The sequence below is a fragment of the Candidatus Mycoplasma haematominutum 'Birmingham 1' genome (assembly GCF_000319365.1).
Taxonomy (GTDB): domain Bacteria; phylum Bacillota_I; class Bacilli_A; order Mycoplasmatales; family Mycoplasmoidaceae; genus Eperythrozoon_A; species Eperythrozoon_A haematominutum.
This window is the reverse complement of record NC_021007.1, coordinates 338,698-360,293: the sequence shown is the minus strand read 5'-3', so window position 1 is coordinate 360,293 and position 21,596 is coordinate 338,698. Positions and strand designations below refer to the sequence as shown.

The window sequence follows — 21,596 nt, the reverse complement described above, 5'->3', positions numbered from 1 at the left end:
AGATGGCAATAGGTCCGTTATCTACTTCCCTGTTAAAAGTACTATTGATAGGGAGCTCTGGTACTGGTATTGTCGCAGCCGTTTCAGGCGTCTGGGCCGGTTCAGGTGTTAAAATAGATCCCAATGCTGGTTTTCTCCAGTTGAAACGTGATAGTGGAGTTTTAATTGGAAGAGCCAAAACAGGTACTGGTGACTTAAAAGTCCCTCAGGGAGCTACTGCCTATCTCTTAGCCTACGGAGATCACTGTAAATGAGATAATACTACTTCCAAGAAACGTATTTTGGGTCCTGTTGGAGAGTATGAAGTTACTACAATGGAGCAATCAACTACTAATGGAAAGATAATTTGCTTCAAACTCTAATTTTGGGGATTGATGAAATAAAGTCTAGAAATCGATATATCGTAGTGTAAGCCCTCCCTAGTACTGTGCCGAGCTTGGTGACTGTCGGTGCCCTTGCAGTCACAAGCCTCGGGGTTCTTACCTCCTTGCTGACCGGTCAGCAAGGAGGTAGTAAAGCTCCCCCTAAATGACTAGATAAGATGAAAGGACAATCGGGAGTTTTGGTTACTTTTAACGATGAGGGTAGAGAACTTGAAAATGACAAAATCTGTAAGGGAGTTGAGAATGAATTGAGACAGAATGGAACTGATCAGGACCGGAAATTTGAAGATGATTTACTTTTAGGAAAAATTAGAGCTGGGGACTTTTGTAATAACGACGAGGAAGTTGAAAGAAATGATCAAGAAGGAGTAGGACAAGAAATTTACTTTGGAATCTATTTCAGAGATAGGAATAGTGCTGGACGTTGTGGTGATCTAATAAAACGAGACATGGTTGTTATCTATGTTAAAGAGAGTGATAAGAATAAATACACAAGTGCTGGCTTCCATGAGTGGAAAGACAGCGGGGGATGTGGAGTAGAAAAACCTGCACGAGAAGATTATTCCTTATTGGTTGGGAGACGAGAAGATCTAATGAATTTGTGGTTGCAAAGTGGGAAGAAATAGACCTATCTTAAATATGCATCAAAGATGGCCAACAAAAGGAACCGTAACTTACTACGTTTAAAAAAGCGGATTTAAAGAGCTAAAAAGGGGGTTTTTTAGCTCAAAAAGCTGTTAAAAAACTAGTTTTTAGGTAACTAGGTAATATTCCTTTTCTCCCCCAAATGGGGGAGAAAGAGAAGTAAAACTCTACTCTACAAGCTTAAGTTGTTTTCATCTACAGGGACTCCGGGTTCTTCCAGCTGAATTGTAGATAAGTCTACAGTTTGGGTGGAAGAACTGGAGCTAGAAGATGACGATGACGAACTTGTAGCAGAATCAGAGGAAGAACTGGAGCTAGCATCTGCTTGATTGCTATAGTGATCTTGAACTTTTAAGGCTAATATTCCTGTAGCAGAGCTAGCTCCAGCAAGGGCAGTAATTCCCAGTATCTTAGGAATCATTCACCTGGGAGAAAGAAAATACATCATCTATAGAAAGGTAGTTGAAATTTTAACTTTTAGTAGGAGAGTCCATCTTCATCTGGAGTTGGACCCATTTCTTCAAGTTTTATATCGCTTAAATCTACAGAGTTTTTACCATTATCAGTAGCTTTTCCCTCAGAAGGAGCTCCAGATGAGACTGCAGGGGCTTTTGGGGAGGAAGGGGAGATAACCTGTTTTGTCTCATACAGCTTTTGGGCTAGGTGTACTACTGCAGTTGCAGCACCGGCTAGGGCTTTTAAAAACAATAACTTCGGAAGAAGTCACTTAAGGGAGAGTTGAATCACCTAGCCTGTTGATGATTATTTGCAGTTTTAATTTAAAGTTTCCAGGGAAGTGAAGTAGGTAGCTGTAATTTCAAAGTGGTTGCAGAAAATCTCGGTAGAAAGAGGCTTCTCCCTTTTTATAAAGGAGTTGAGAGTCGAAGCGGCCGCCCCCCCCAAAAAAAAAATATTCTTCCCACTTTGCAACCACAAATTAATGAATTCCTCACGAGGACCCTTTAAAAATTTTTTACCTCCATTACTTCCGTTTAGGCTACAGCTACCTGCACCATTTCAGTTTTCTATCTGACCACCACTCCCCGTTAACCTTCCTGAATCTCTTTCTGAAACATAAGCGACGACCTCGTCGCGTTTTCCAAGGTCACAACCTCCCCTACTTGCTGAATTCTCAAAATAGACACCAAGGTAAATTTCATTGCCTTCTGTATCTTTCTTTTTTAGTGAGTTACCCCCACTTCCATTACAAAGTGTACTCTTCTCTCCATTTTTTAAAAATGAATTCCCACTTAGAAAATTATCAGCCTTTCCCCCTTCCTTTCCTAAAGCTTCTACGACCGAGTTACAAATACTTTCGTTGCTACCACCTTCATTCCCCCTTGTGTAAGTAACCAAAACTCCTGATTGTCCCTTCATCTTATCTAGTCATTTAGGGGGAGCTTTACTTCCTCCTTGCTGACCCTCCGCCGGTCCGGCCGTTGGTTTGCCGGATAGTTAATTTCCTAGCTTTCACTTAAATTATTCACTGGTAGCGAACCATATGAGAGCTCAGCAGCATCTAGGGTTTTAGTTCAGTAAGCTAAGATGTTTTCAACCCAATGTTTCCTACTGCGCTGTTGATGAAACAAGCCTCTGAAACTAAATAGCTTGCTAGGAAGGCTTCAGCCCCTCTTAACTCCCCCTTCAATAATGCGTGCTGCAGCGTTCCACAGTTCTGAGAGGGTGAAACTGCAATATAAAACAAGCACGAGGTAAAGCAACTTAAAAGAAAAAACTTGAATAGTATTTTCACGCTTATTTTTCAACACTATTAAATTAAACAATCTTAGTTGGCTTTTTAGAAAATGCAGAAAAAACAGGAGGTCAACTTTTCTTCCCCTTTTGCAACCACAAATTCATTAGATCTTCTCGTCTCCCAACCAAAAAGGAATTACTATCTCCAGCATTTCCTTCTACACCACACTCTCCTCCCTCATTCCAGTTACTGAAGCCAGCACCTGTGTATTTATTCCTACTACTATTTTCAACATAGATAACAACCCGGTCACGATCTTTTAGGGCGCCACAACTTCCTGCGCTTCTTCCACCTTCAAAATAGATTCCAAAGTAAACTTCCTTTTTATCCCTATCTTGATTTTTCCAATCATCCTTCTTATCTTCTCCACAAAGTTCTCCACCCTTAAACTCCTCTAAAAATGAACTATTTTCAAAATTTAAGCTCTGATCACTCTCACTCTCCTCTAACTCTTTCTTAACTCCACTACAGATGTTGTCATTATTATTTTCCCTATCTTCAGTGCTAAAAGTAACCAAAACTCCCGATTGTCCTTTCATCTTATCTAGTCATTTAGGGGGAGCTTTACTTCCTCCTTGCTGACCGGTCAGCAAGGTTGAATTTCAGCCTTTTAAGGTTGGTTATTTTCTCCTTTGGATTAATATAAATCTTCCTTAAAACGGCCTAGCTTAATGCCTCTCTAGTTGACTTGTTATATGTATTCATTACACTCTTAATTGAAAAGGAGCTGTTTAGTAACCAAAGTACTTTCAGTCGGTTTAGTCGACATCCTTTTCGTATTTATAGAAAAAATTTGGAAGATTGATCCCCCTCTTTTAAGCTGAGAAAAACAAGACACTTACAATACCTAACTAGATAGGGTTAGCTTTTTTCTTTGTCCCTAGCGGACAAAGTAGAGCCCACATGTAGTGTGCGTACTCCCTAAACCCTCAGCTTTCTGAAAGTCTCAAAAACTAGGGCTATTGCAGCACTATTACTTCTAGGAGCCCCTACTAGTACAGCACTATCAACTTTAGATATAAATAGTTTTTCACTAGATCATCTTTTTAACACTTCGGGGGGGGGGGGCATTCTCCAGTTTAAAGGAATCAAATATAGAGGTAGAAACCCAAAGTCTTAACCTAGATGAGAAAGCTAAAGAGTTAAAGGTAAGAGAAAGTCAACAACATTCAGCTATCCAACTAGACAACTTTAAGGAAGAGTCGATTGATCTAACTAATCAAGAGAAGGTGAATGAAGCAGACCAAGGCAATACTATTAAGACTATTTATACTGAGAATACTAAAGAGGGAAATACACTAAACCTAGAACAAGAGAGTCAAGTAGAGGTATTAAAAATTACAGAACAGAGTAAAAAGTGAATAGAAGATTACCAGTCCGCTAAGTCTAAATTGGAGTCTTTTGTCAGCTCAGCTGCAGGAAGTGCTAGAAGATCTAAGAGAAGTACTTCCTCTAGTGTAGTAGCTAGTCTCACTCAAAAGGAAAGAGAAGCTATTTGAGAGATGTACAAACTTTTTGAAGAGATAGAACGAGAGCGTAAAAAGTTAATTCCTAAATTTAATGAAATAGATAATTCTTTAACTATTACTGAAGCTACTAAAGATCGCCCTACTCAGTCTACATTACAGTCTGCTTTAGCTAAGATTCAGTGAACCACCCAATCTAAAGTGAAGTGGGAGAATCCAGCTCCCAGAGCCAAGTTAGGACGTTCAGCTTCAACTCCCACCCACCTTTCCTGAGAGCTCTGAACTAATAACCCCTTTAAATCTTTTATGGAAGAAACCGACTATAAGCAGTTAAAACGGAAGATTAAGGATTTAGAAGCACAACATCACCAACAGAAGAGAAACGGTATGGTCCGCAGGGGAATATATCAGACAGCATATAATCCTACTGCTCAAGATAGATTAATAGCTCAGAGGTTAGAAACGGCAAGGGAGGAGGTAACTTCTAGGGTAGCTCTCCAATTATTAAATTGAATGGGTCAAAATAAAAGTTATAGATAAGTGTTTTCCAGGAGAACTAAGCTGTTAGGTGTAGCTACAGCACTTCTAGGAGCTCCCTCAGGAGCTTCTCTATCTATCCTAGATTTAGGTAGTGTTTGAATCCCTACGGGGGGGGGCACCGACTAGCTTACAGAATTTAGACTATGGGTCACCACAATCTGAGTTAGGGTTAGAAGAGGAAGCTAAAGAGTTAAAGCTTACTACTCAGAGAGAGGTAGTTGCGACTGAATTAATTAATACTGAATCCTCTATAGATTTAACTAGTAAGGAGGAAATTAGAGACTCTAATGCAGGAACTACTATAAACACTACTTTTTCAGAAATCAATAGGGAAACTCAAACTTTAACTCTTGAGAGAGAAAGCAAGTCTAAGGTGGATAGTACTAGAGCTGTATCTAGCAAACATCTATCTAATTATTTGAAAGGTAAATCTAAGATGGACAGTTATCTTCAAGCTCAACAAATTAAATCAGCTAAGAGAAAGAGAAGGGCAGTACAAATTACAGAGTCTGCTCCTAACCTAACTAGAGTAGAGAGGGAAGCATTTCTAGAAATGTTAAAGCTCTATCAAAAACTAGAGGAAGATAAAGACACGTTTGTTCCTAGACTTCAGAAAATTGAAGGAGTAGAAGCTAAGCCTTCTACTCCTACTAAGAGATATCCTAGAAGTACTGAAATAGAGCAGAAATTAAGAGAGATAGACTGAACTACTAGGGATGAAGTTAAATATACTTTGGAACGCTCTAGATCATATGGGAGAAGTGCAAGATCATCCTCTGAATCTAGGTGAGATAACTGAGAGAATAATCCCTATCAGTTGTTCTTAGATAATAAATCAGTCTATGATGGAGTAGTTCAAAATGTTAAGCAAGCTGAGAAGGCTAGAGATGATTATTTAGCAGCTCATAGACTAACTGGATTATTGTCTATCTTCGGAGGCTCCACCACCGTTAACTCTGCCTACTCAGCTAAAGCAGTATACGATAGGAGAATTACAGCCGCTAAATCAGATATAGCACTGAAAGTAGCAGCTAAGCTACTTTCCTGAATGAATCAAACTCCAGTCTCTCTGAATAGTTAGGTATCTAGATTTATTAAGATGGAAGAAAAGATAATTAGGTTAGGATTATGTGTATCTGAGAGAGGGGAACTAAAGAGGCTCTTTATTCTATTATTATTGAGGAATTAAGAAAAGAATTAAATATAGCCTGTATGATGCCTCACCTGAGTATCGAAAAATTCCTACCTCCTGATAAGTTAGCCGAGTGAAAGAGAGCTCAAAAAGCCAGGAGGGATAAGATACTTAGACTTCTCAAACCTCTTAACTAGGAGGATTTAGATTTTCTCTTGTCCCTTGCGGGCAAGAGATTGGGGGCTCTAACTATACTCCTCGGATTAACCAGTTCTGGAGTTTCTCTCTCTTCTCTGGATCTAGGGAGACTTTCACTAGACAATCTTTTTACCTCTTCGGGGGGGGCTCTAAGCTAGTGGATAAACACTATGAGTTTGAATCGAAAGAGTTAGCATTTAAAAAGCCTAGCAAGGAGGTAAAACTCACTAAAGCTAATGAAATTGAAAATCCAGAAATTAGGGATCTTCAAACTAGTGCAATAAATTTATCTAGTCAGGAAAAAATAGGTTCTGCTCAAGAAGGAGTTACTATTTCCAATATTTATACTGAAGCTGATACTGAAAATTCAGCTATTCAATTAGATGTAGAGAGTCAAGCTGAAGTTAAAAAATTTACTGAGCGGAGTCGCAGTTGGATATCTAATTATCTATCAGCTAAAGCTAAGGTAGATGCATGAACTAGAGCCAAGAAGGGTAAGACTCGTAGAAACAGAAGGAGCGTTTCCTCCTCTTCTGTTACAGCTTTAACTCAAGGAGAGCGCACAGCTATCTGAGAACTCTATAAACTCTTTGAAGAGTTAGAGAAAGCTAGAGAAAAGTTAGTACCTAAATTTCAGCAGATAGCGAAAACCGAATCAACTTTTTCCACCCTGAAAAATGATAGACCTCAACAATCTAATGTAGAGACTAAGCTGAAAGCTATTAACTGAACTAATCAGAGAGAAATTAAGTATGAAAACCCTAGACCTAGACAGAGATTAGGGAGAGCTGCAACTCCCCAGATTAGTTGGACGGATTGAAAAGAGTGAACGCATAATCCCTACAGTCTCTTTCTAGAAAATCAGCAGGATTACAATTCCTTAATCTCTAAAATTCAGCAGATTAAGTCAAATTTGCAAGTTCAACAGCGAAGAGGATTTTTCACTTCAGGAGCTAGATCATATGTTTATCCTCCTAGTTCAGTTAGGGAAGAGCAGCGAAAGTTGGAGGAAGCCAAATCAGACTTTTCAGCCAATGTAGCTTTTAAATTACTAGACTGAATGGGTCAATCTCTGCAACTTGCTCAGTAGGAGAACTAAGCTTTTAGGAGGAGCAGCGCTCCTGTTAGGAGCTCCCTCTAGTACTGCATTATCTACTCTAGATTTAGGGAAACTTTCACTAGATCATCTTTTTAACACTTCGGGGGGGGCTCTAACTTAAAGTCAGGAGAGTATGAATTTAAAGAAAGAGCACTACAGTTAGAAACATTAGCTAAAGAGTTAAAGGTAGGAACAGATTGGGAACCTAAAAAGGCAGAGTTAAAAGGTACTGAGGCAGAGACAATAGATTTAACTAAACAGGAGAGGGTAAATGAATCAAACCAGGGAGTAACTATCAGTACTATTAGAGCAGAAACTATTAAGGAGGGTGAAACACTTAGCTTAGCTGCGGATAGTCAACTTAAAACTAAATCATTTACTGAAAAGAGTAAGCTTTATTTAGCTGATTTTGAATCAGCTAAGTCTAAATTGGCTAATTCACTAGGATTAGGAAGGTCTAGGAGACAAAAGTGAGCTGCAAGGGGAGCTGATACCTCTTCACTAACTACTGGAGAACGTAAAGCGCTATTAGAAATGCTTAAGCTTTTTGAGGGCCTAGAGAAAGAGAGGGAAACTTTTTCGCCTAGGTTGCAAAAGTTAACGGGAGCTTCAGCTACATTGTTTTCTTCCATTCAGAGACCTAAGAGAGCTGAAATAGAATCTAGCTTGCAGCAACTACAGTGAACTACTGCAGCTAAAGTTAAATATCAGAATGCACCGGAAAGAGCACGTTTTGGGAGAAACACTCCAGTTAAACAGGCTCCTACTTGAACTATTTGGGAGAACAATCCCTTTCACTATTATCTAGACAGTCAGCAAATTTACAATGCATTGATTCAAAAGGTGCAGAAGGCTCAACAAAATGTAAAAGTTACCCAGCGATCAGGAGTATTCAGTAGAGGATATCAGTCTTATGTTTGACCTTCTCAGGAAACTCAAAAGTATCAACAGGAGGTAGCTAAGGCTGAAGAAGAGATTACCTCTAAGGTGGCTCTAAAATTACTAGACTGAATGGGTCAATCCCTTCAACTTGCTCAGTAGGAGGACTAAGCTTTTAGGAGGAGCAGCGCTCCTGCTAGGAGCGCCCTCTAGTACTGCATTATCTACTCTAGATGTAGATAGCTTTATAACAACCTTTACGGGGGGGGGCGACAACTAGTCTCAAAAGGGAAGATTATGAATTTAAAAGTAAACTCCTGGAAGTCGAAGAGGGAGTTAAAGTACTAGGAGTATCTAGTCAGAATAAAATTGAAGCTCCACAATTAGGAGAAATGAAAGAGGCAATAGATTTATCTGCTCAGTCTACTGTAGGTAATGAGAAATTAGGTCAAGATATTAAGACTACATTTTCTGAAATTGAGAAGGAAGATAAGACTTCTAAACTAAATTCAGAAAGTGAGTCTAAATTTAGAGAGGTTTATAAAAAAGCTGAAAAGCACTTAAAGGACTATTTAAAGGGTAAAGCCAAAATGGAGGCTTATGTATCCTTAACTCAGAGCCAGGGGACACGTAGGAAGAAGAGAAGTGTCAGTTCAACTAATTATTCCCCTTTAACTAGAGAAGAACGTACAGCATTATCAGAAATGTATAAATTTTTTGAAGAATTAGAACTGAAACAGAAAGAGTTTTTACCTAAACTCTATGGAATAGAAGGTAGGGAAGCACCTACAGTGGTAGTTTCACCTAAACCTAGGAGTTCGGAATTAAGCTCTCACTTAAATCAGATAGGTTGGGTCTCTCAAGCTCAGGTGAGATATACTACTGAACGACCAGGAGGATATGGAAAGAAAAATACTCCTAATCACTGGGTAAATTGAGAGAAAAATCCCTACAAACCTTTTTTAAGTCAAGTCTCGGAGTATACAGAGTTAGTTAATCAGGTAAAACAAGCTGAACAGAATAGGAATTCCTACATTTCAGGTCAGAGATGAAAGGGAGTATTGGCTTTGCTTGCAGGACCAGGATCAGTTAGGTCTACTTATGCAGGAGCTAATTCTTACAATAATTACCTCCAATTAGCTCAAGAGGAATTTAGCAATAAAGTAGCACTGAAATTTTTAGAGTGAATGAATCAACTCCAGAGAGATAGCAAGTCCTAAGTTAGATAGTTAGAAATCTCCTAGACTCCCCTGGTCAGGGGGGGGGGAGTGGATGTAAGGACTTATCTTAAAACTACTGTTTTAAGTTTGAATAGCAGAGTTAGGTTAGTTTTGCCTGCGGGAATTTTACTTGCAGGAGCTGGAAGTTCTCTTAGTTCAGTAACTAATTTTTCTACTCCTAGCCTATTTTTCGGGGGGGGGGGGGCGGTTAACTTCTTATGTTTAAATGGTGAAGCAGGAATAGTAACCCAAGAGCTAGAACTGGAAACAGAAAAGCCTAGTAACTTAAGCAGTAAAGAGTACCGCAATAGAGATAATTTTTCCCTAGCATCAGCACCTCAAGTTTTAGAGCTGCAGCATCAGGTAGAGACCCAGAAGTCTCAATCAAGTGTAGTAAATATTTTTAGAGAGGCTAAAAAAGAGGTTAAGGTTAGGGACATAGAGAGGCAGAGTATAAGTCAGGCGAGAACTACTAGTGCTGGAGTGACGGCTAAAGACTATCAGGGATTTAAAAGTGGAGTAGACAAGGTGAGAGGATTTAGGGCAGGAACGTCTAATATTCAGAAATTAAGTATTGAAGAGAAAAAAATAATTAGTGATTTTTTCAGTAAGTTTGAACACCTAGATAGGGAGTCTCAGAAGTATTTTGAAGAGTTAGAGAAAGTTCAGGGAGAGAGTAGAGAGGCTCAAGAGTTAACCAAAAAGCTGCAGCTTTCCACCTATGTAGAATCCCTTCAAAAGATAGGATTTTTTAATCAAGATTTGAATCTTTTTGAGAAACAGACTTCCTTTAAACCTAATAAGATGAATAGTCACTATCATTATTCAGCTAATAGGGCTCCAGATAAAAATAAAGCTAAGTCCACCTGAGGTAGTTGAATGGAGCAGCATCCCTACTATTCTTTCTTCGAGGAAGAAGGTAAGTGATTGGGGGCTGTAGATAAGATTTCTGATGCCTGAAAATCCTACTACAGCTATATGAATAATAGTAGTAGAACAGCTATTTCATTTTTTAGTATGGGCAGCTTCGGTGCAGGAGATAAGGGGAAATTAGAGAAAGCAATAGATGATGCTAAGGCTGAATTGGAGTTACAGATAGGTACTAAGTTAATGAATATTATGAAACGGAGCTAGTTTCTGATAAGATAGAAAAAAAGAATGTAGCATTTGTTTTTACCTAACTTACTAGCTAAACTAGCTAAAAGAGACTAAGTCTTCCCTTGGCCCTTGCGGGCAAGAGGCTAGGAGTGTTAGCTATAGGTTTAGGATTAGCTAGCTCAGGAGCTTCGCTATCTAACTTAGAGCTAGGGAGATTATCTCTACCTGATACTTTTTTGAGTTTGGGGGGGGGGCTTGAATAATTTAGGAAACTCAGATTATGAGTTGATTCAGGAGGGACTAAAAGTTGGAGAAGCAACCACCAGTTTGAAGTTGCACCAAAATAGGGAGTTAAAACAAACTGAGTTAGAGAATGTGGAGATTCAAAAGATAGACTTAGAGTCTCAATCTAGAGTAAATGAAAGCGACCAGGGAGCTACAATTGGGAGCATATATTCAGAAAACAAAAAAGAGGGAGAGGTGCTAGCTTTAGATCATGAAAGTATGGAGAGCACTAGAGAATTTCAGACCAAGAGTAGTATTTACCTAGCTGACTATTTATCTGCTAAAGAAAAATTGTCAGCTTTCGCTAGTAGAAAAGGAGGAGCTCCAAGAAGGTCTAGGCGAGCCGCGTCTCCCTCAACTTCTTCTCTGAAGTTAACTAAGAAAGAACGTACAGCTGTATGAGAGCTATATAAGCTTTTTGAACAGATAGAGTCTAAAAAAAAGGAGTTGACTCCTAAACTTCAACAGATAGATGAGCAAGTAGTAATTACTGAGTCTACTAGAAGTAGGCCTTCTAGGTCAGCATTAGAACCTAGTTTAGCTAAAATGAAGTGAACTACCCAGGAAAATATTACATATCAGAATGATCCTCCTCGCGGGAGGATTGGAGCCAGATCAGCTTCTAATACTTCTGGATATTGAAATGTTTGAACTAATAATCCCTTTCAGTCTTTTGTTTCAGAGTCGAGTTATCAGGCTTTGATTGCAGAAATTAAAAGGCTAGAGCAAGCGGATAAACAACAGGGGAGACAGGGTATTATGCAGCGGGGAATGTATAACACGATTTATCATCCTACTGAACAAGCTAGATTGATAAAGTCGAAGCTGCAGGAAGCTAGAGAGGCTGTAGCCAATACAGTGGCTCTGAAGTTTTTAGAGTGAATGGAACAAGCAGATTGAATCGGCCTTAGACCTTAGAGATTGTTCTCTAAAAGGACCAGATTAGGTGCAGCAGCTTTACTCTTAGGAGCCCCTTCAGGAGCTTCGCTATCTAACTTAGATTTAGGTAGTAGCTGAATTCCTACGGGGGGGGGGCGCCGACTAGTCTATCTCATGTAAGTTATGAGAGAGAGGAAAGTCAATTAGGATTAGAAGGGTCAGTTAAAGAGTTAAAAGTGAGTAAACAGAGAGAAATAGTTGCATCAAAATTACAAGAAATTAAACAGGATATAGATTTATCTAAAGAGGGAGTAATAGATGATAATCAGTCAGGGATGACTGTAAAAAATACATTTTCTGAAATTAATAGAGAGGAGAAGGCACTAGAGATTCAGCTAGAGGGAAAGTCTAAAGTTGAGGAAGCATTACAACAATCAAAGAAGTATATAGGTAATTATTGATCCGGTAAACAAAAATTAGAGGCTTATGCTTCAAAACAGTCAACTTCTTCTAGCAGGAGAAGAAAGCGTAGTGTCGAACAAAACACCTCTACAATACTTTCAAAAGATGAGAGAGCAGCTTTGTTAGAAATTTACAAGATTGTTGAAAAACTATATAAAAGTAGGGGAGCTTTAAATCCTAAATTGCAAACTATTGCAGGAGAAGATGCTATTTCACTAACTTTACAGTCCATACCCGAAAGTAAAGAGTTTGAAAAACAGTTAAGGCAAATAGATTGAACTACTCAAACTGAGGTTAAATATACTACAGTTCGGCCCGTAGGATTAGGAAAGAAAGCAAAACCAGATGAATGGGCCGATTGAACTAAGAATCCCTACAGTAAGTTTTTAGAAAGCAAAGATAAGTTTGATGAATTAGTGAACAAACTTAAAACTGCTGATTCAGGATTGAAAACTTATTTGAGCAGAAATAGACTAAATGGATTAGCAGCATTGCTTAGGGGCCCTCAGGCAGTCAGAACAGCTTACTCCGGAAGAGCTCAGTATGATAAACAATTGGGAGCCGCTCGCTCCGATTTCGCAAACATGGTGGGACTTAAATTACTTATCTGAATGGGTCAACACGGGAAACAGTCGCTTTCTTAAGGGTTGTTTTCTAAAAAGACTAGATTAGTCGCAGCAGCTTTACTCTTAGGAACCCTTTCAGGAGCTTCTCTATCTAACTTAGATTTAGGTAGTGTTCGAATCCCTTCGGGGGGGGGGGCGCCAACTAGTCTATCTCACATAAGTTATGAGAGAGGCGAAAGTCAATTAGGTTTAGAGGAACCAGTTAAAGAATTAAAAGTAAGTAAACAGAGAGAAATAGTTGCATCAAAATTACAAGAAATTAAACAGGATATAGATTTAGCTCAAGGGGGAGTAATAGATGATAAACAGTCAGGGATGACTGTGAAAGATACATTTTCTGAAATTGTGAAAGAGGATAAAACACTGAAGTTAGATAAAACCAGTGAAGCTAAATTTGCAGCTGCCAGGGGTAAGGCTCAAAAACATTTAGATAATTTTCGTTCCGGAAAAACTAAGCTGGATGCTTACGTGTTGCAAAGTTCAGCTCAATCGCCTAGAAGGAGAAAGAGAAGTGCGCCTTCTCAAAATGCCCATTCTCCCTTAACTCATGAAGAGCGTAAAGCTTTCTTTGAGATGTACAAAATTGTGGAAGAATTAGAAAAAGAACAGGAGAATTTACTACCTCAGCTAGCTTCAATAACTGGAACCCCAGCTACTGCAATACCCCTCAAATCTAAACCTAAAAGTTCAGAATTGCAGTCTAAACTTACCCAAATTAACTGGAATAATTCAGGAGAGGTTAGATATTCTACAGAACGGAAAGGAGGTTACGGAAAGCCCGACACTCCTAATTCTTGATTAGACTGAAATTCTAATCCCTTTAAGTCATTTTTCAGCGAAGCTCAAGAATATACGGAATTGATAGATAAGCTTAAAAAATTTGAGAAAGATAGAGACTCCTATATTTCCGGAAGAAGACTTTGAGGATTAATTGCTACAGGCATAGGACCCGGAACAGTTCACTCTACCTACTCAGGATTGGGTAAATATGAGGGAAATTTAAGTGCAGTTAAGGAGGAATTCTCCAATAAGGTAGCGCTTAAATTCCTGGAGTGAATGGGTCAAAAATTAAGTATTTCTACCCCTTAATTAATGAATAGGAGAGCAAAGTTATTGGGAGGAGTTTCCATTTTACTAGGAGCCCCCTCAGGAGCTTCTCTATCTAACTTAGATTTAGGGAAATTCTCTCTAGATCATCTTTTCAATCCTCGGGGGGGGGCTACAACCTCTGTCTTAGATAGCGATAATTACACATCCAAGACCCAAGAATTAGAGCTTAAGGAGGAAACTAAGCAACTACAAATCTCTAGGAGCAAAGATGTTAAAGAATTATCTCTAAGTGAACTGAAATCCTCAACAGTAGATTTATCTAAGCAGGAGAAAGTAAGTGAACAGGATCAAAGTACTTCAATTAGTTCGATTTATGCAGAAAATATTAGGGAGGGAAAAACTTTAGCGCTAGATAGGGAAAGTAGGGAAAAAACCAAACAATTTCAAGAAAAGAGCAGTAAGTGAATAGAGAATTACAATTCAGCTAGAAGAAAATTAGGATTAACTACTTCTAGAAGAAGTCGTAGAAGTGCTAGTCCCTCTAATCTCTCTCAGTTAAGTAAAGATGAGAGAACAGCTCTTTGAGAAATGCTTAAACTTTTTGAAGAATTAGAGAAAGAAAGTGCACAATTATTTCCTAAATTTAGAGATATAGACGACAAGATAAAAATAACCATCGCTTCTTCTACTAGTAGACCTGCTCGTAGCGTTTTAGAGACTCATTTAAGTCAAATGGATTGAATGTCTAGACCACAGATTAAATATGAAAATCCTCAACCGAAACCTCGTTGGGGCAGCTCTCGCATCGTAAATAGTACTGGCTACTGGACTCACTGGGCTGTAAATCCCTTTAGAACTTTTATGGAGGAAAAAGACTATAAACCCTTGATAGACAATATAAAAAAGTCTGCTCAAGACAAAAAAGTACAGAGTCGATTAGGAGCGTTACGCAGAGGATCCTATTGGAATACCTACTATCCTACACATGAAGACAAGTTGAGAGAGCAAAAACTTGCTAATGCTAAGGAAGAGCTTGTTCACAAAGTAGCGCTACAACTTTTGGGATGAATGGGCCAAGCCAAAAAACCCTTATACCCCTAGGATTACTACTTGTTAACTCGAAAGTCTAAAGGTGTAGTAACTCTCCTACTTCTAGGAGCTCCCTCAGGAGCTTCTCTATCTACCCTAAATTTAGGTAATATTTGAGTTCCTTCGGGGGGGGGCGCTAACTGGTACACAGAGTAGTAACTATGACTTTCAGGAGCAAGTCTTAAATCTTGAAGCTGAAATAAAAGACTTAAGCGTTCCTAGTCAGAGAAAAATTATCGCTCCTAGTTTAAGAGAAGTACAGGAGAAGGTCACATTTACTGCTCCACAGCATTTAAATAACCATTCTTCAACCACTTCTATTAAACACACTTACTTAGAAATAGATAAAGAGGGAAAAGCTATCAAACTCAATGAAGATAGTACTAGTAAAACTAGAGAATATCAGTTAAAGAGCAAGAAACATTTGCAAAAATATATCTCAGGAAGAGAGAAGGTAGAAAGATTTGCACAGTCTCTAGAGAGCAAACCTAGGAGGTCGAGAAGATCAGTGCAGGCGCAAGAATATCCGAAATTATCTCAGGAAGAGCGGGAATCTCTGCTAGAAATGTATAAATTATTTGAAGATTTAGAGAAGGAAAGAAACAAATTAGCACCTAAATTTAATGAGTTAGATCAGACTTCTTCAATCAATTTAGAAACTAGTAATAGACCAAATAGATCAGAGCTAGAGTCTAAGTTAAGACAATTAAGATGGTCTACTCAATCGGAAATTGAATATACTACTGAACGAGCAGCACCTTATGGCAAACCTAAGATTCCTAATTCTTGGTTAGATTGGAGTAAAAATCCATATAAATTATTTCTGGAAAGTTCCTCCGAATATACCACATTAATAGATAAAATGACCAAAGCCTCTCAAGATCGAGATAGGTATTTACAGCGACAACTCCCCTGAGGATTTTTTAGCACTTTAATAGGTCCAGGTACTGTTAAATCTACCTATTCAGCTAAAAATTCTTTCGATAGTAAAGTATCAGCCGCTAGAGCAGACTTCTCCAATAAAGTGGCACTCAAACTACTAGTTTGAATGGATCAACATAAAAAACCCATATATTCTTAGGACTACTATTTGTTAACTCGAAAGTCTAAAGGTGTAGCGACTATTCTACTTCTAGGAGCTCCTTCAGGAGCTTCTCTATCTACCCTAGATCTAGGTAGTTTTTACTCCCCCTCTACGGGGGGGGGCGCTAACTGGTCCACAGAGTAGTAACTATGACTTTCAGGAGAAGGCCTTAAGTGTTGAAGCTGAAATAAAAGACTTAAGAGTTTCCAATCAGAGAGAAAGTAGCACTCCTCATTTAGCAGAAGTTAGTAGTAATATAGATTTTTCCCAACAGTCAAAAGTAGATGAACGGGAAAGTTCAAAGATTGTTGGTGAATTAAAGTCTCAAGTTCAGAGAGAGGGAAGAGTCTTGGAGATAAATACAGAGCAGAGAGGAAAAGTTAAATCAGCTCTCTCTAAGTATGCAAGAGATTTACCTAACTTTAAAGTAGCTAGAGAATATATTCAGAAAAATTGAGAATCGTCTAAGCCTAATGAAAGAACTAGAAGATCGATCAATGCTAGACAAACTCCGGATGTTCTAGACTTGGAAAAACGTAAATCACTCTCTAATCTCTATAGAGGCGTTAGTCAACTATTTAGAGATAGAGAGAAATTGAATAATAAATTAAGTAAAGAGTCGGGAAGCTCCTCTAATTTGTCTGTTAGCGAAGGCCCTAATTCTGGAGAGGTAGAAAGGTCACTGCAACGCATAGGATGAGAAGTTCAAAGAGAGTTAGATATTAAATCTAAGCGGAATAAACCTCACTCTAGAGCTAATCAATATGGTTGAATAAGTTGAACTCAAAATCCCTACAATCTGTTTTTTGAGAGCGAAACAGACTTTTTAGCCCTTGTTCAAAAAGTTGGAGAAACTGAAACAGCACTGGCACAATATTTGTCTAGTAAGCGAGCAGCCGGAACTTTTGCACTCCTACTAGGTCCTGACACAGTAAATAGTGTCTATAGGGATAAACATAAATATGAGAATGCTGTATCCACAGCTAAATCAGATATATCTATTAGAGTAGGTGCTAAACTCCTAATTTGAATGAATCAATTAAAAAAGGAGTCCAGTAAAAATTAATTTAAGATTAGGAAGCATTCTAGATTATTAGGAGTTTTAGTAGTATTATCAGCTCCTTCAGGTATTGCTTTTTCCACTCTAGAGCTAGGTAGTTTTTACTCCCCCTCTACGGGGGGGGGCGTCAACCAACCTAATCAAACAGAACTATAGCCTAGGCTCTGAGAAGTTAGAGACAGAGGATAGTATTTCTGCAATCAATATAAATCCTGAGCAAAAGGTTGAGTCAATAAGTTTAGCTGAATTAGCACCAAAGTTGGAATTACTAGAGAAAAATAGCATTGAGAGCCATCCCTCCCTATTAATTAATAAGTCATTACGTAGTGAAATAGGAAAAGAGACTGAAGTGCTCGAAATTAAATCAGATTCAGCTAAAAAATATGAATCAGTGTTAAAAGAAACTAAACCTTATTTGAGTGATTTTCATTCGGGTAAATCCAAAGTATTAAGTTTTCAATCACAAGAGAATCGTAGTAGGTCAAGGCGAAGCGAAGCCAATAGTAGAACTTCCTTGTTGAATGTTAGAGAAAGAAGTTCTTTTTTAGAGCTTTATAAAAGTTTTGAAAAAATGGAAAAGGATAGCTTGGGATTTCTAGAAAAATTACAGAAAATATCTAGTTTAGAGCACGATCGCTCTAAATCTTTAAATAAACCTCGACATTCGGAATTAGCACAAATTCTTAATAGAATAGGATGAAGTAAGCTGCAGAAAATCCAGCTTATTAGACCTCGCAAAAAAAATGAACCTCAAGTTGCTCCAAACAGAAGAAATTCTTTCAATTGAAAGAGTTGAGCAGAAAATCCCTATAAAAAGTTTTTTAGTAGTGAGGAAGAATACTACAAATTAGTAGAAGGGGTTAATAAAGCTAAACAAGAATATGAAAACTATATGAGAAGCAAAAGAGGAACTTCGTTATTAGCTTTAGCGTTTTGCAGCACCTGTCAAGATTCTATTTTTAGTGAAAAGTCTTATTATCAGAGCAAAGTAGATTATGCTAAAAGTGCTGTAGATATGGTAATTTCCTCTAAGTTATTCTCTTGAATGAATTTATAAAAGACCAAAGAATCTCAGTAGAGTAGTAAGGGTGTAGGGAGAAAAACAGGGGGGGAAAACCCTCCCTTTTTTTCTTATTTAATTAAGTTATTTTGATTCTTGAAGATCTTATCTGTATAATTATTTTTTTATGCATCTAGAGCTGTAATTTTTTAGTTTATGTTGTTGAAATACAAGGTATTAATTCCAGCAGTTTCTGTTGTTACCGCAGGCGGAGCTTCTTATCCTCTACTATTTAGTGGAAGTAATTCCACTTTTGCAACAGGAAATTCTACAGCGCTGAAATTAGAAGGCCCAGAGATTGGGAGCAACAATAAATCTTTGGGAATAAATTCCAGCCAAGCCTCCTCCCTGTCTGTTTCAACCTTAAATTCAACTCCAAACACCTCTATGGAGTTAAAAGCAGAGTCTAGCGAAGTATCAATTGATACTCAATCAGGGATTATGCAGTCAGATTCTTTACCAATTCAGAATCTTCAGGGAGAATTACAGAAGGAAAACCAAGTAGGATCTATTTCGGAAGAACAGATGAAGGAATTTCAGGAAGCGTTAGCATATGTAAAAGAATCGCAGCAAAAATTTAAGATGCTGTCAGATAAGGTGAGCGAGTACAGAACTACTCTGACAGCTAGGGGAGACATTTCTGCTACTAGAACTTTCCACGAAAGCGGGACACAAGCTCTTTCACAACAACACAGAGAAGCTTTAATGAAGTTTTATGAAATGTATGCTAAGTTGGAGAACTTCAAGTCTGACAATCTTTTAAAATTAAATTCTTTTTATCCAAACTCTAATGTCAATAAATTATTTTTGAATAAAAAAGTTACCACAGAAGTAGTATTAGACAGCTTACAAGCTATCGATTGAAAGGAAAAAAATATCAGAATATTTCAAGACAAGGAAAAAAGAAATAATTGAGGCTGAGGGGTTTGAGATAAAAATCCTTTTAGAGTGTTTTTTGTTGGAGAAGGAATTTGAAAGAATAAGGTAGAAAAATTTCAAGATGCTTTAGATATCGCGAAATTAAATAGAAAAGATATTCAAGCGTGTTCGTCTCCTGCTTCTGCATCTATGACAGAAAGAGATCAAGCAATTCAAGCGTGATGTAAAGGAGACAATGAAAGATTTGCACAATTAATAGAAGGTTACAAATCTGAGATAGAACTTGATATAGCTTCTTGACTTTTAGATCAAATGAAATTAATTCAAACAGAAAGAGAAGAATCGCAATAAAAACTCTCTAGAGTAAAGAGTATTTAAAAGGAGGCTATAAGCCTCCTTTTTCCCCCTTTAGTCTAGGGAAATAAAATTTCTTATGAATTTTCAGACCAATGAAGAATTTTCTAAGTTATAAGAGGGCTCTGCCCGCCTCTTTAATTCTCACCATCCCCACTACCTTTAGTTATTGATCTTTTGAAAATTCAAATATAGATTTATTATCTTGGATTAATCGGGGGGGGGCGCCAACTTGAAATAAAAAATAAAGAAATAGCACCAGTTTTAGGTTCACTACCCGTAAAAGATGAAAAGCCTACATTTTTATCTGATTTCAAGCATCATTTAAGTAAAGATTCAGAAAATTGAAAAATACGAGAAATTGTAGAAAAAGATTTAACTATAAAAAATCAAGTGGATGAAAAAGGCCATTCAGTAGATTTAGTAAATAATTTGAATTCTCAAGTAAGCCTTGAATCAGGAGTTTTAAAAGTAGATCAAGATACAACTCAAAAATATTCAGATCATACAAAAGGACTTTTTATACACCTAAAAGATTTTCAAAAAGGTTTAGAAATGGTTTCAAAATTTCAACAGAAGCAAAGGCTTCGATCTCAAAGAGCAACAAAACCCTCAAAAAGAGAAGATATTTTAGTACTTAATAAACCAGCGAGACAATCAATTAAAAAATTTTATGAATCTTTTGACAAATTATCTAGAGAAGAAAAAAATTTATTAACCAAATTAAATGAGGTTAGCGGTCACAGAGAGAAGTCTAAAAAGAAATTTGATTCTCGTTATAAATTACAAGATGTACTTGTTGGTCTAAAAAGAATGGGATGAGAAGATGATGCAGTAGGTTTAGTTAGTAAAACATTGAGTAGAAAAAGGATTAAACCTACTTTAGCAAATTGATACGGTTGAGGCTCTTGGGAATCAAGTCCCTGAAAATATTTTTTTGATTCTGCTGAAGAATGAAAAAGCAAAATCTCTGTGGTCGATAGAGAGAAGCAGGCATTAGAAAAATATCTAACAAGTAAGAGAGGCTGCATAGCTTCGATGATTTTCGGAAAATGGGGAGTTGACAGGTGTTATAGCGAAAAATCTAAATATGAAGGCAAAGTTTCAGAAGCGGAGGAAGCGATCAGCCTGCATATAGCAGCTTGAATGCTGAGACAAATGAATCTTTTAAGTTAGAGGGAGGAATGATTTTATGTAAAATTATTTTTTTAAATTTTTTCAATGTTCTGAATATTCAAAACTAAATTGGGTCTATTAGTACCTTTATCAACTGTAGTTGCAGGAACTCCTATTTTTTTGTATGCAAAACCATCTTTAACTGGTACTACAACCGGGGGGGGGGGCGTCGATAAGGCCCTAACTGAGAAGGACTATTCTTTAGTAGGCAAAGAGCTTAATCTTAGCTCTCCCGGGATTCCGGGGGTCTTTTTACAGCAAGAAGGAAAGTCTAATTCTTTTTATATTGCGGAGAATCTCCAAGGCTCTTCCTCCAACAATCTACAGGAAGGTTTTAATTTATCAAGCTTTGATGATAAATCTTGATCTCAAAGTTTAAATCAGGAAATTAAAAAAGAGCAAGATATCTCAAAAGTAGGAAAAGATCAAAAACAATTGTATGAAGATGAAGTTAAAAAAATTCAAAATATAAAAATTAATTTTCAAAGCGCCCAGGAAAAAGTTAAAAAATATTTAGATTCCAAAAACGATTCAACTCCAAGAGTTAAAAGGGAAAGTCAAGATAATCAAGAAATTTATTCTCTGACTCCAGAAGAGAGAAAAGCTTTACTACATGTTTTTGAGGGCTTCTATCACTTAGATCAGCAGAAAGCTTCTCTATCCTCTGAGTTGCAAAAAGCAAGCCAAGGCAATTTGGAAACAATAACTTCCAATTTGGATGCAGGTTTGAAACAAAAAGTGAAGCAGGATTTATCAAAAATTAATTGAAGTTCTGGAGAGGTTAAGTTAAAAAAATCAGGAGAGCAGCCAAAAAAGAAAAATAATTTTTATGGTTGAGGAACTTGAGAAAGAACACCTTTTCAAAACTTTTATGATAATCAGCAAGAATGATTAAATGCTATGGAGCATTATGAAAAAACTTTGAATTTACAAAATAAGCAAGTGTCTCGAACCAGAAAGAAATGCGGTTTTGCCAATATTGGATTTAGTGGAAAAAGAAGTTCACACTCAAATACGTGTGATCTCAATATTCAAGGACATAAACAAGTTGTACAAAAACACAAAGATGTAATAGAAATGCATATAGCTAAGTGACTTCTCACTAAAATGGGTCAGTTATCTTCAGAAAAGCTAGAAAGGAAATAATTTAAAAAAAGGAAGGTAGGGGGTACGACA

The 21,596-nt window shown here is 37.5% G+C and carries 29 protein-coding genes; 24 read left to right on the top strand and 5 right to left on the bottom strand.

The genetic code is table 4. From position 1 onward, the window contains the following. Positions 1-2: 2 nt before the first annotated feature. The gene (locus tag MHM_RS01985; protein WP_015511772.1) at positions 3-362 is read left to right on the top strand and encodes a hypothetical protein; all 360 of its coding nucleotides are present in this window, start codon (positions 3-5) and stop codon (positions 360-362) included. A 179-nt stretch (positions 363-541) separates the two neighbouring features. Then, entirely contained in the window at positions 542-1,009 is a 468-nt protein-coding gene (locus MHM_RS01980; RefSeq protein ID WP_245529194.1) for a hypothetical protein, read from the top strand. A 191-nt stretch (positions 1,010-1,200) separates the two neighbouring features. Here MHM_RS01980 and MHM_RS01975 read toward each other — a convergent pair whose 3' ends face one another. The 5 genes from MHM_RS01975 to MHM_RS01955 form a co-directional block, all read right to left on the bottom strand. Then, positions 1,201-1,476, bottom strand: coding sequence for a hypothetical protein (locus tag MHM_RS01975; RefSeq protein WP_146222381.1), 276 nt, complete (start codon positions 1,474-1,476; stop codon positions 1,201-1,203). 29 nt (positions 1,477-1,505) lie between these two features. Continuing rightward, positions 1,506-1,736 carry a hypothetical protein gene (locus tag MHM_RS01970; RefSeq protein ID WP_187286221.1) on the bottom strand — a complete coding sequence of 77 codons (231 nt, stop codon included), beginning with the start codon at positions 1,734-1,736 and terminating at the stop codon, positions 1,506-1,508. 66 nt (positions 1,737-1,802) lie between these two features. Next, positions 1,803-2,405 carry a hypothetical protein gene (locus MHM_RS01965; protein WP_015511768.1) on the bottom strand — a complete coding sequence of 201 codons (603 nt, stop codon included), beginning with the start codon at positions 2,403-2,405 and terminating at the stop codon, positions 1,803-1,805. Positions 2,406-2,491: 86 nt separating this feature from the next. Next, entirely contained in the window at positions 2,492-2,737 is a 246-nt protein-coding gene (locus MHM_RS01960) for a hypothetical protein (protein ID WP_146222380.1), read from the bottom strand. Positions 2,738-2,804: 67 nt separating this feature from the next. Beyond that, complete coding sequence (locus MHM_RS01955; protein ID WP_245529193.1) at positions 2,805-3,323, bottom strand: hypothetical protein; 519 nt, start codon at positions 3,321-3,323, stop codon at positions 2,805-2,807. Positions 3,324-4,013: 690 nt separating this feature from the next. On the opposite strand from MHM_RS01955, the gene MHM_RS01950 reads away from it, so the two are divergent. The 22 genes from MHM_RS01950 to MHM_RS01865 all read left to right on the top strand — a co-directional run bounded on the left by MHM_RS01950 (position 4,014) and on the right by MHM_RS01865 (position 21,566). Further along, positions 4,014-4,790, top strand: coding sequence for a hypothetical protein (locus MHM_RS01950; protein WP_043902136.1), 777 nt, complete (start codon positions 4,014-4,016; stop codon positions 4,788-4,790). Beyond that, positions 4,791-4,916 (top strand): hypothetical protein, encoded by a 126-nt coding sequence (locus MHM_RS03090; protein ID WP_281086568.1) that lies wholly within the window; start codon positions 4,791-4,793, stop codon positions 4,914-4,916. Then, positions 4,882-5,871 carry a hypothetical protein gene (locus tag MHM_RS01945; protein ID WP_015511764.1) on the top strand — a complete coding sequence of 330 codons (990 nt, stop codon included), beginning with the start codon at positions 4,882-4,884 and terminating at the stop codon, positions 5,869-5,871. The genes MHM_RS03090 and MHM_RS01945 overlap by 35 nt, the downstream gene beginning before the upstream one ends. A 266-nt stretch (positions 5,872-6,137) precedes the next feature. Further along, positions 6,138-6,278, top strand: coding sequence for a hypothetical protein (locus MHM_RS03005; protein WP_187286220.1), 141 nt, complete (start codon positions 6,138-6,140; stop codon positions 6,276-6,278). Beyond that, on the top strand, positions 6,278-7,210 hold the full coding sequence (locus tag MHM_RS01935; protein WP_043902135.1) for a hypothetical protein: 933 nt from the start codon (positions 6,278-6,280) through the stop codon (positions 7,208-7,210). Before MHM_RS03005 ends, MHM_RS01935 begins: the two co-directional genes overlap by 1 nt. A gap of 438 nt (positions 7,211-7,648) precedes the next feature. Then, the gene (locus MHM_RS01930; RefSeq protein ID WP_043902134.1) at positions 7,649-8,260 is read left to right on the top strand and encodes a hypothetical protein; all 612 of its coding nucleotides are present in this window, start codon (positions 7,649-7,651) and stop codon (positions 8,258-8,260) included. Positions 8,261-8,490: 230 nt separating this feature from the next. After that, positions 8,491-9,318 carry a hypothetical protein gene (locus tag MHM_RS01925; protein WP_015511758.1) on the top strand — a complete coding sequence of 276 codons (828 nt, stop codon included), beginning with the start codon at positions 8,491-8,493 and terminating at the stop codon, positions 9,316-9,318. Between the two features lie 48 nt (positions 9,319-9,366). After that, positions 9,367-10,452, top strand: a complete 1,086-nt coding sequence (locus MHM_RS01920; RefSeq protein ID WP_015511757.1) for a hypothetical protein — start codon at positions 9,367-9,369, stop codon at positions 10,450-10,452. Positions 10,453-10,538: 86 nt separating this feature from the next. Then, complete coding sequence (locus MHM_RS03000) at positions 10,539-10,679, top strand: hypothetical protein (protein WP_187286219.1); 141 nt, start codon at positions 10,539-10,541, stop codon at positions 10,677-10,679. Continuing rightward, a complete protein-coding gene (locus tag MHM_RS01915) occupies positions 10,672-11,619 on the top strand; it encodes a hypothetical protein (protein WP_043902133.1) in 948 nt (315 codons plus the stop codon). Before MHM_RS03000 ends, MHM_RS01915 begins: the two co-directional genes overlap by 8 nt. A 3-nt stretch (positions 11,620-11,622) precedes the next feature. Then, on the top strand, positions 11,623-11,760 hold the full coding sequence (locus MHM_RS02995) for a hypothetical protein (protein ID WP_015511755.1): 138 nt from the start codon (positions 11,623-11,625) through the stop codon (positions 11,758-11,760). Positions 11,761-11,816: 56 nt separating this feature from the next. Continuing rightward, on the top strand, positions 11,817-12,686 hold the full coding sequence (locus tag MHM_RS01910) for a hypothetical protein (protein WP_015511754.1): 870 nt from the start codon (positions 11,817-11,819) through the stop codon (positions 12,684-12,686). Positions 12,687-12,689: 3 nt separating this feature from the next. Further along, positions 12,690-13,757: a hypothetical protein gene (locus MHM_RS01905; protein ID WP_015511753.1), complete on the top strand. Its 1,068-nt coding sequence runs from the start codon at positions 12,690-12,692 to the stop codon at positions 13,755-13,757. Between the two features lie 3 nt (positions 13,758-13,760). Beyond that, a complete protein-coding gene (locus tag MHM_RS01900) occupies positions 13,761-14,819 on the top strand; it encodes a hypothetical protein (RefSeq protein WP_015511752.1) in 1,059 nt (352 codons plus the stop codon). Between the two features lie 9 nt (positions 14,820-14,828). Further along, on the top strand, positions 14,829-14,963 hold the full coding sequence (locus MHM_RS03085; protein ID WP_281086567.1) for a hypothetical protein: 135 nt from the start codon (positions 14,829-14,831) through the stop codon (positions 14,961-14,963). A 268-nt stretch (positions 14,964-15,231) separates the two neighbouring features. Beyond that, positions 15,232-15,888, top strand: coding sequence for a hypothetical protein (locus MHM_RS01895; RefSeq protein WP_043902132.1), 657 nt, complete (start codon positions 15,232-15,234; stop codon positions 15,886-15,888). Positions 15,889-15,897: 9 nt separating this feature from the next. Further along, the gene (locus MHM_RS02990) at positions 15,898-16,035 is read left to right on the top strand and encodes a hypothetical protein (protein WP_015511750.1); all 138 of its coding nucleotides are present in this window, start codon (positions 15,898-15,900) and stop codon (positions 16,033-16,035) included. A 205-nt stretch (positions 16,036-16,240) separates the two neighbouring features. Then, positions 16,241-16,957, top strand: coding sequence for a hypothetical protein (locus tag MHM_RS01885; RefSeq protein ID WP_146222378.1), 717 nt, complete (start codon positions 16,241-16,243; stop codon positions 16,955-16,957). A 253-nt stretch (positions 16,958-17,210) separates the two neighbouring features. Beyond that, positions 17,211-18,008, top strand: coding sequence for a hypothetical protein (locus tag MHM_RS01880; protein WP_015511748.1), 798 nt, complete (start codon positions 17,211-17,213; stop codon positions 18,006-18,008). Between the two features lie 159 nt (positions 18,009-18,167). Continuing rightward, entirely contained in the window at positions 18,168-19,241 is a 1,074-nt protein-coding gene (locus tag MHM_RS01875) for a hypothetical protein (RefSeq protein WP_015511747.1), read from the top strand. A gap of 396 nt (positions 19,242-19,637) precedes the next feature. Further along, positions 19,638-20,420, top strand: coding sequence for a hypothetical protein (locus MHM_RS01870; RefSeq protein ID WP_043902129.1), 783 nt, complete (start codon positions 19,638-19,640; stop codon positions 20,418-20,420). A 45-nt stretch (positions 20,421-20,465) separates the two neighbouring features. Then, complete coding sequence (locus MHM_RS01865; protein WP_015511744.1) at positions 20,466-21,566, top strand: hypothetical protein; 1,101 nt, start codon at positions 20,466-20,468, stop codon at positions 21,564-21,566. Positions 21,567-21,596 lie beyond the last annotated feature (30 nt).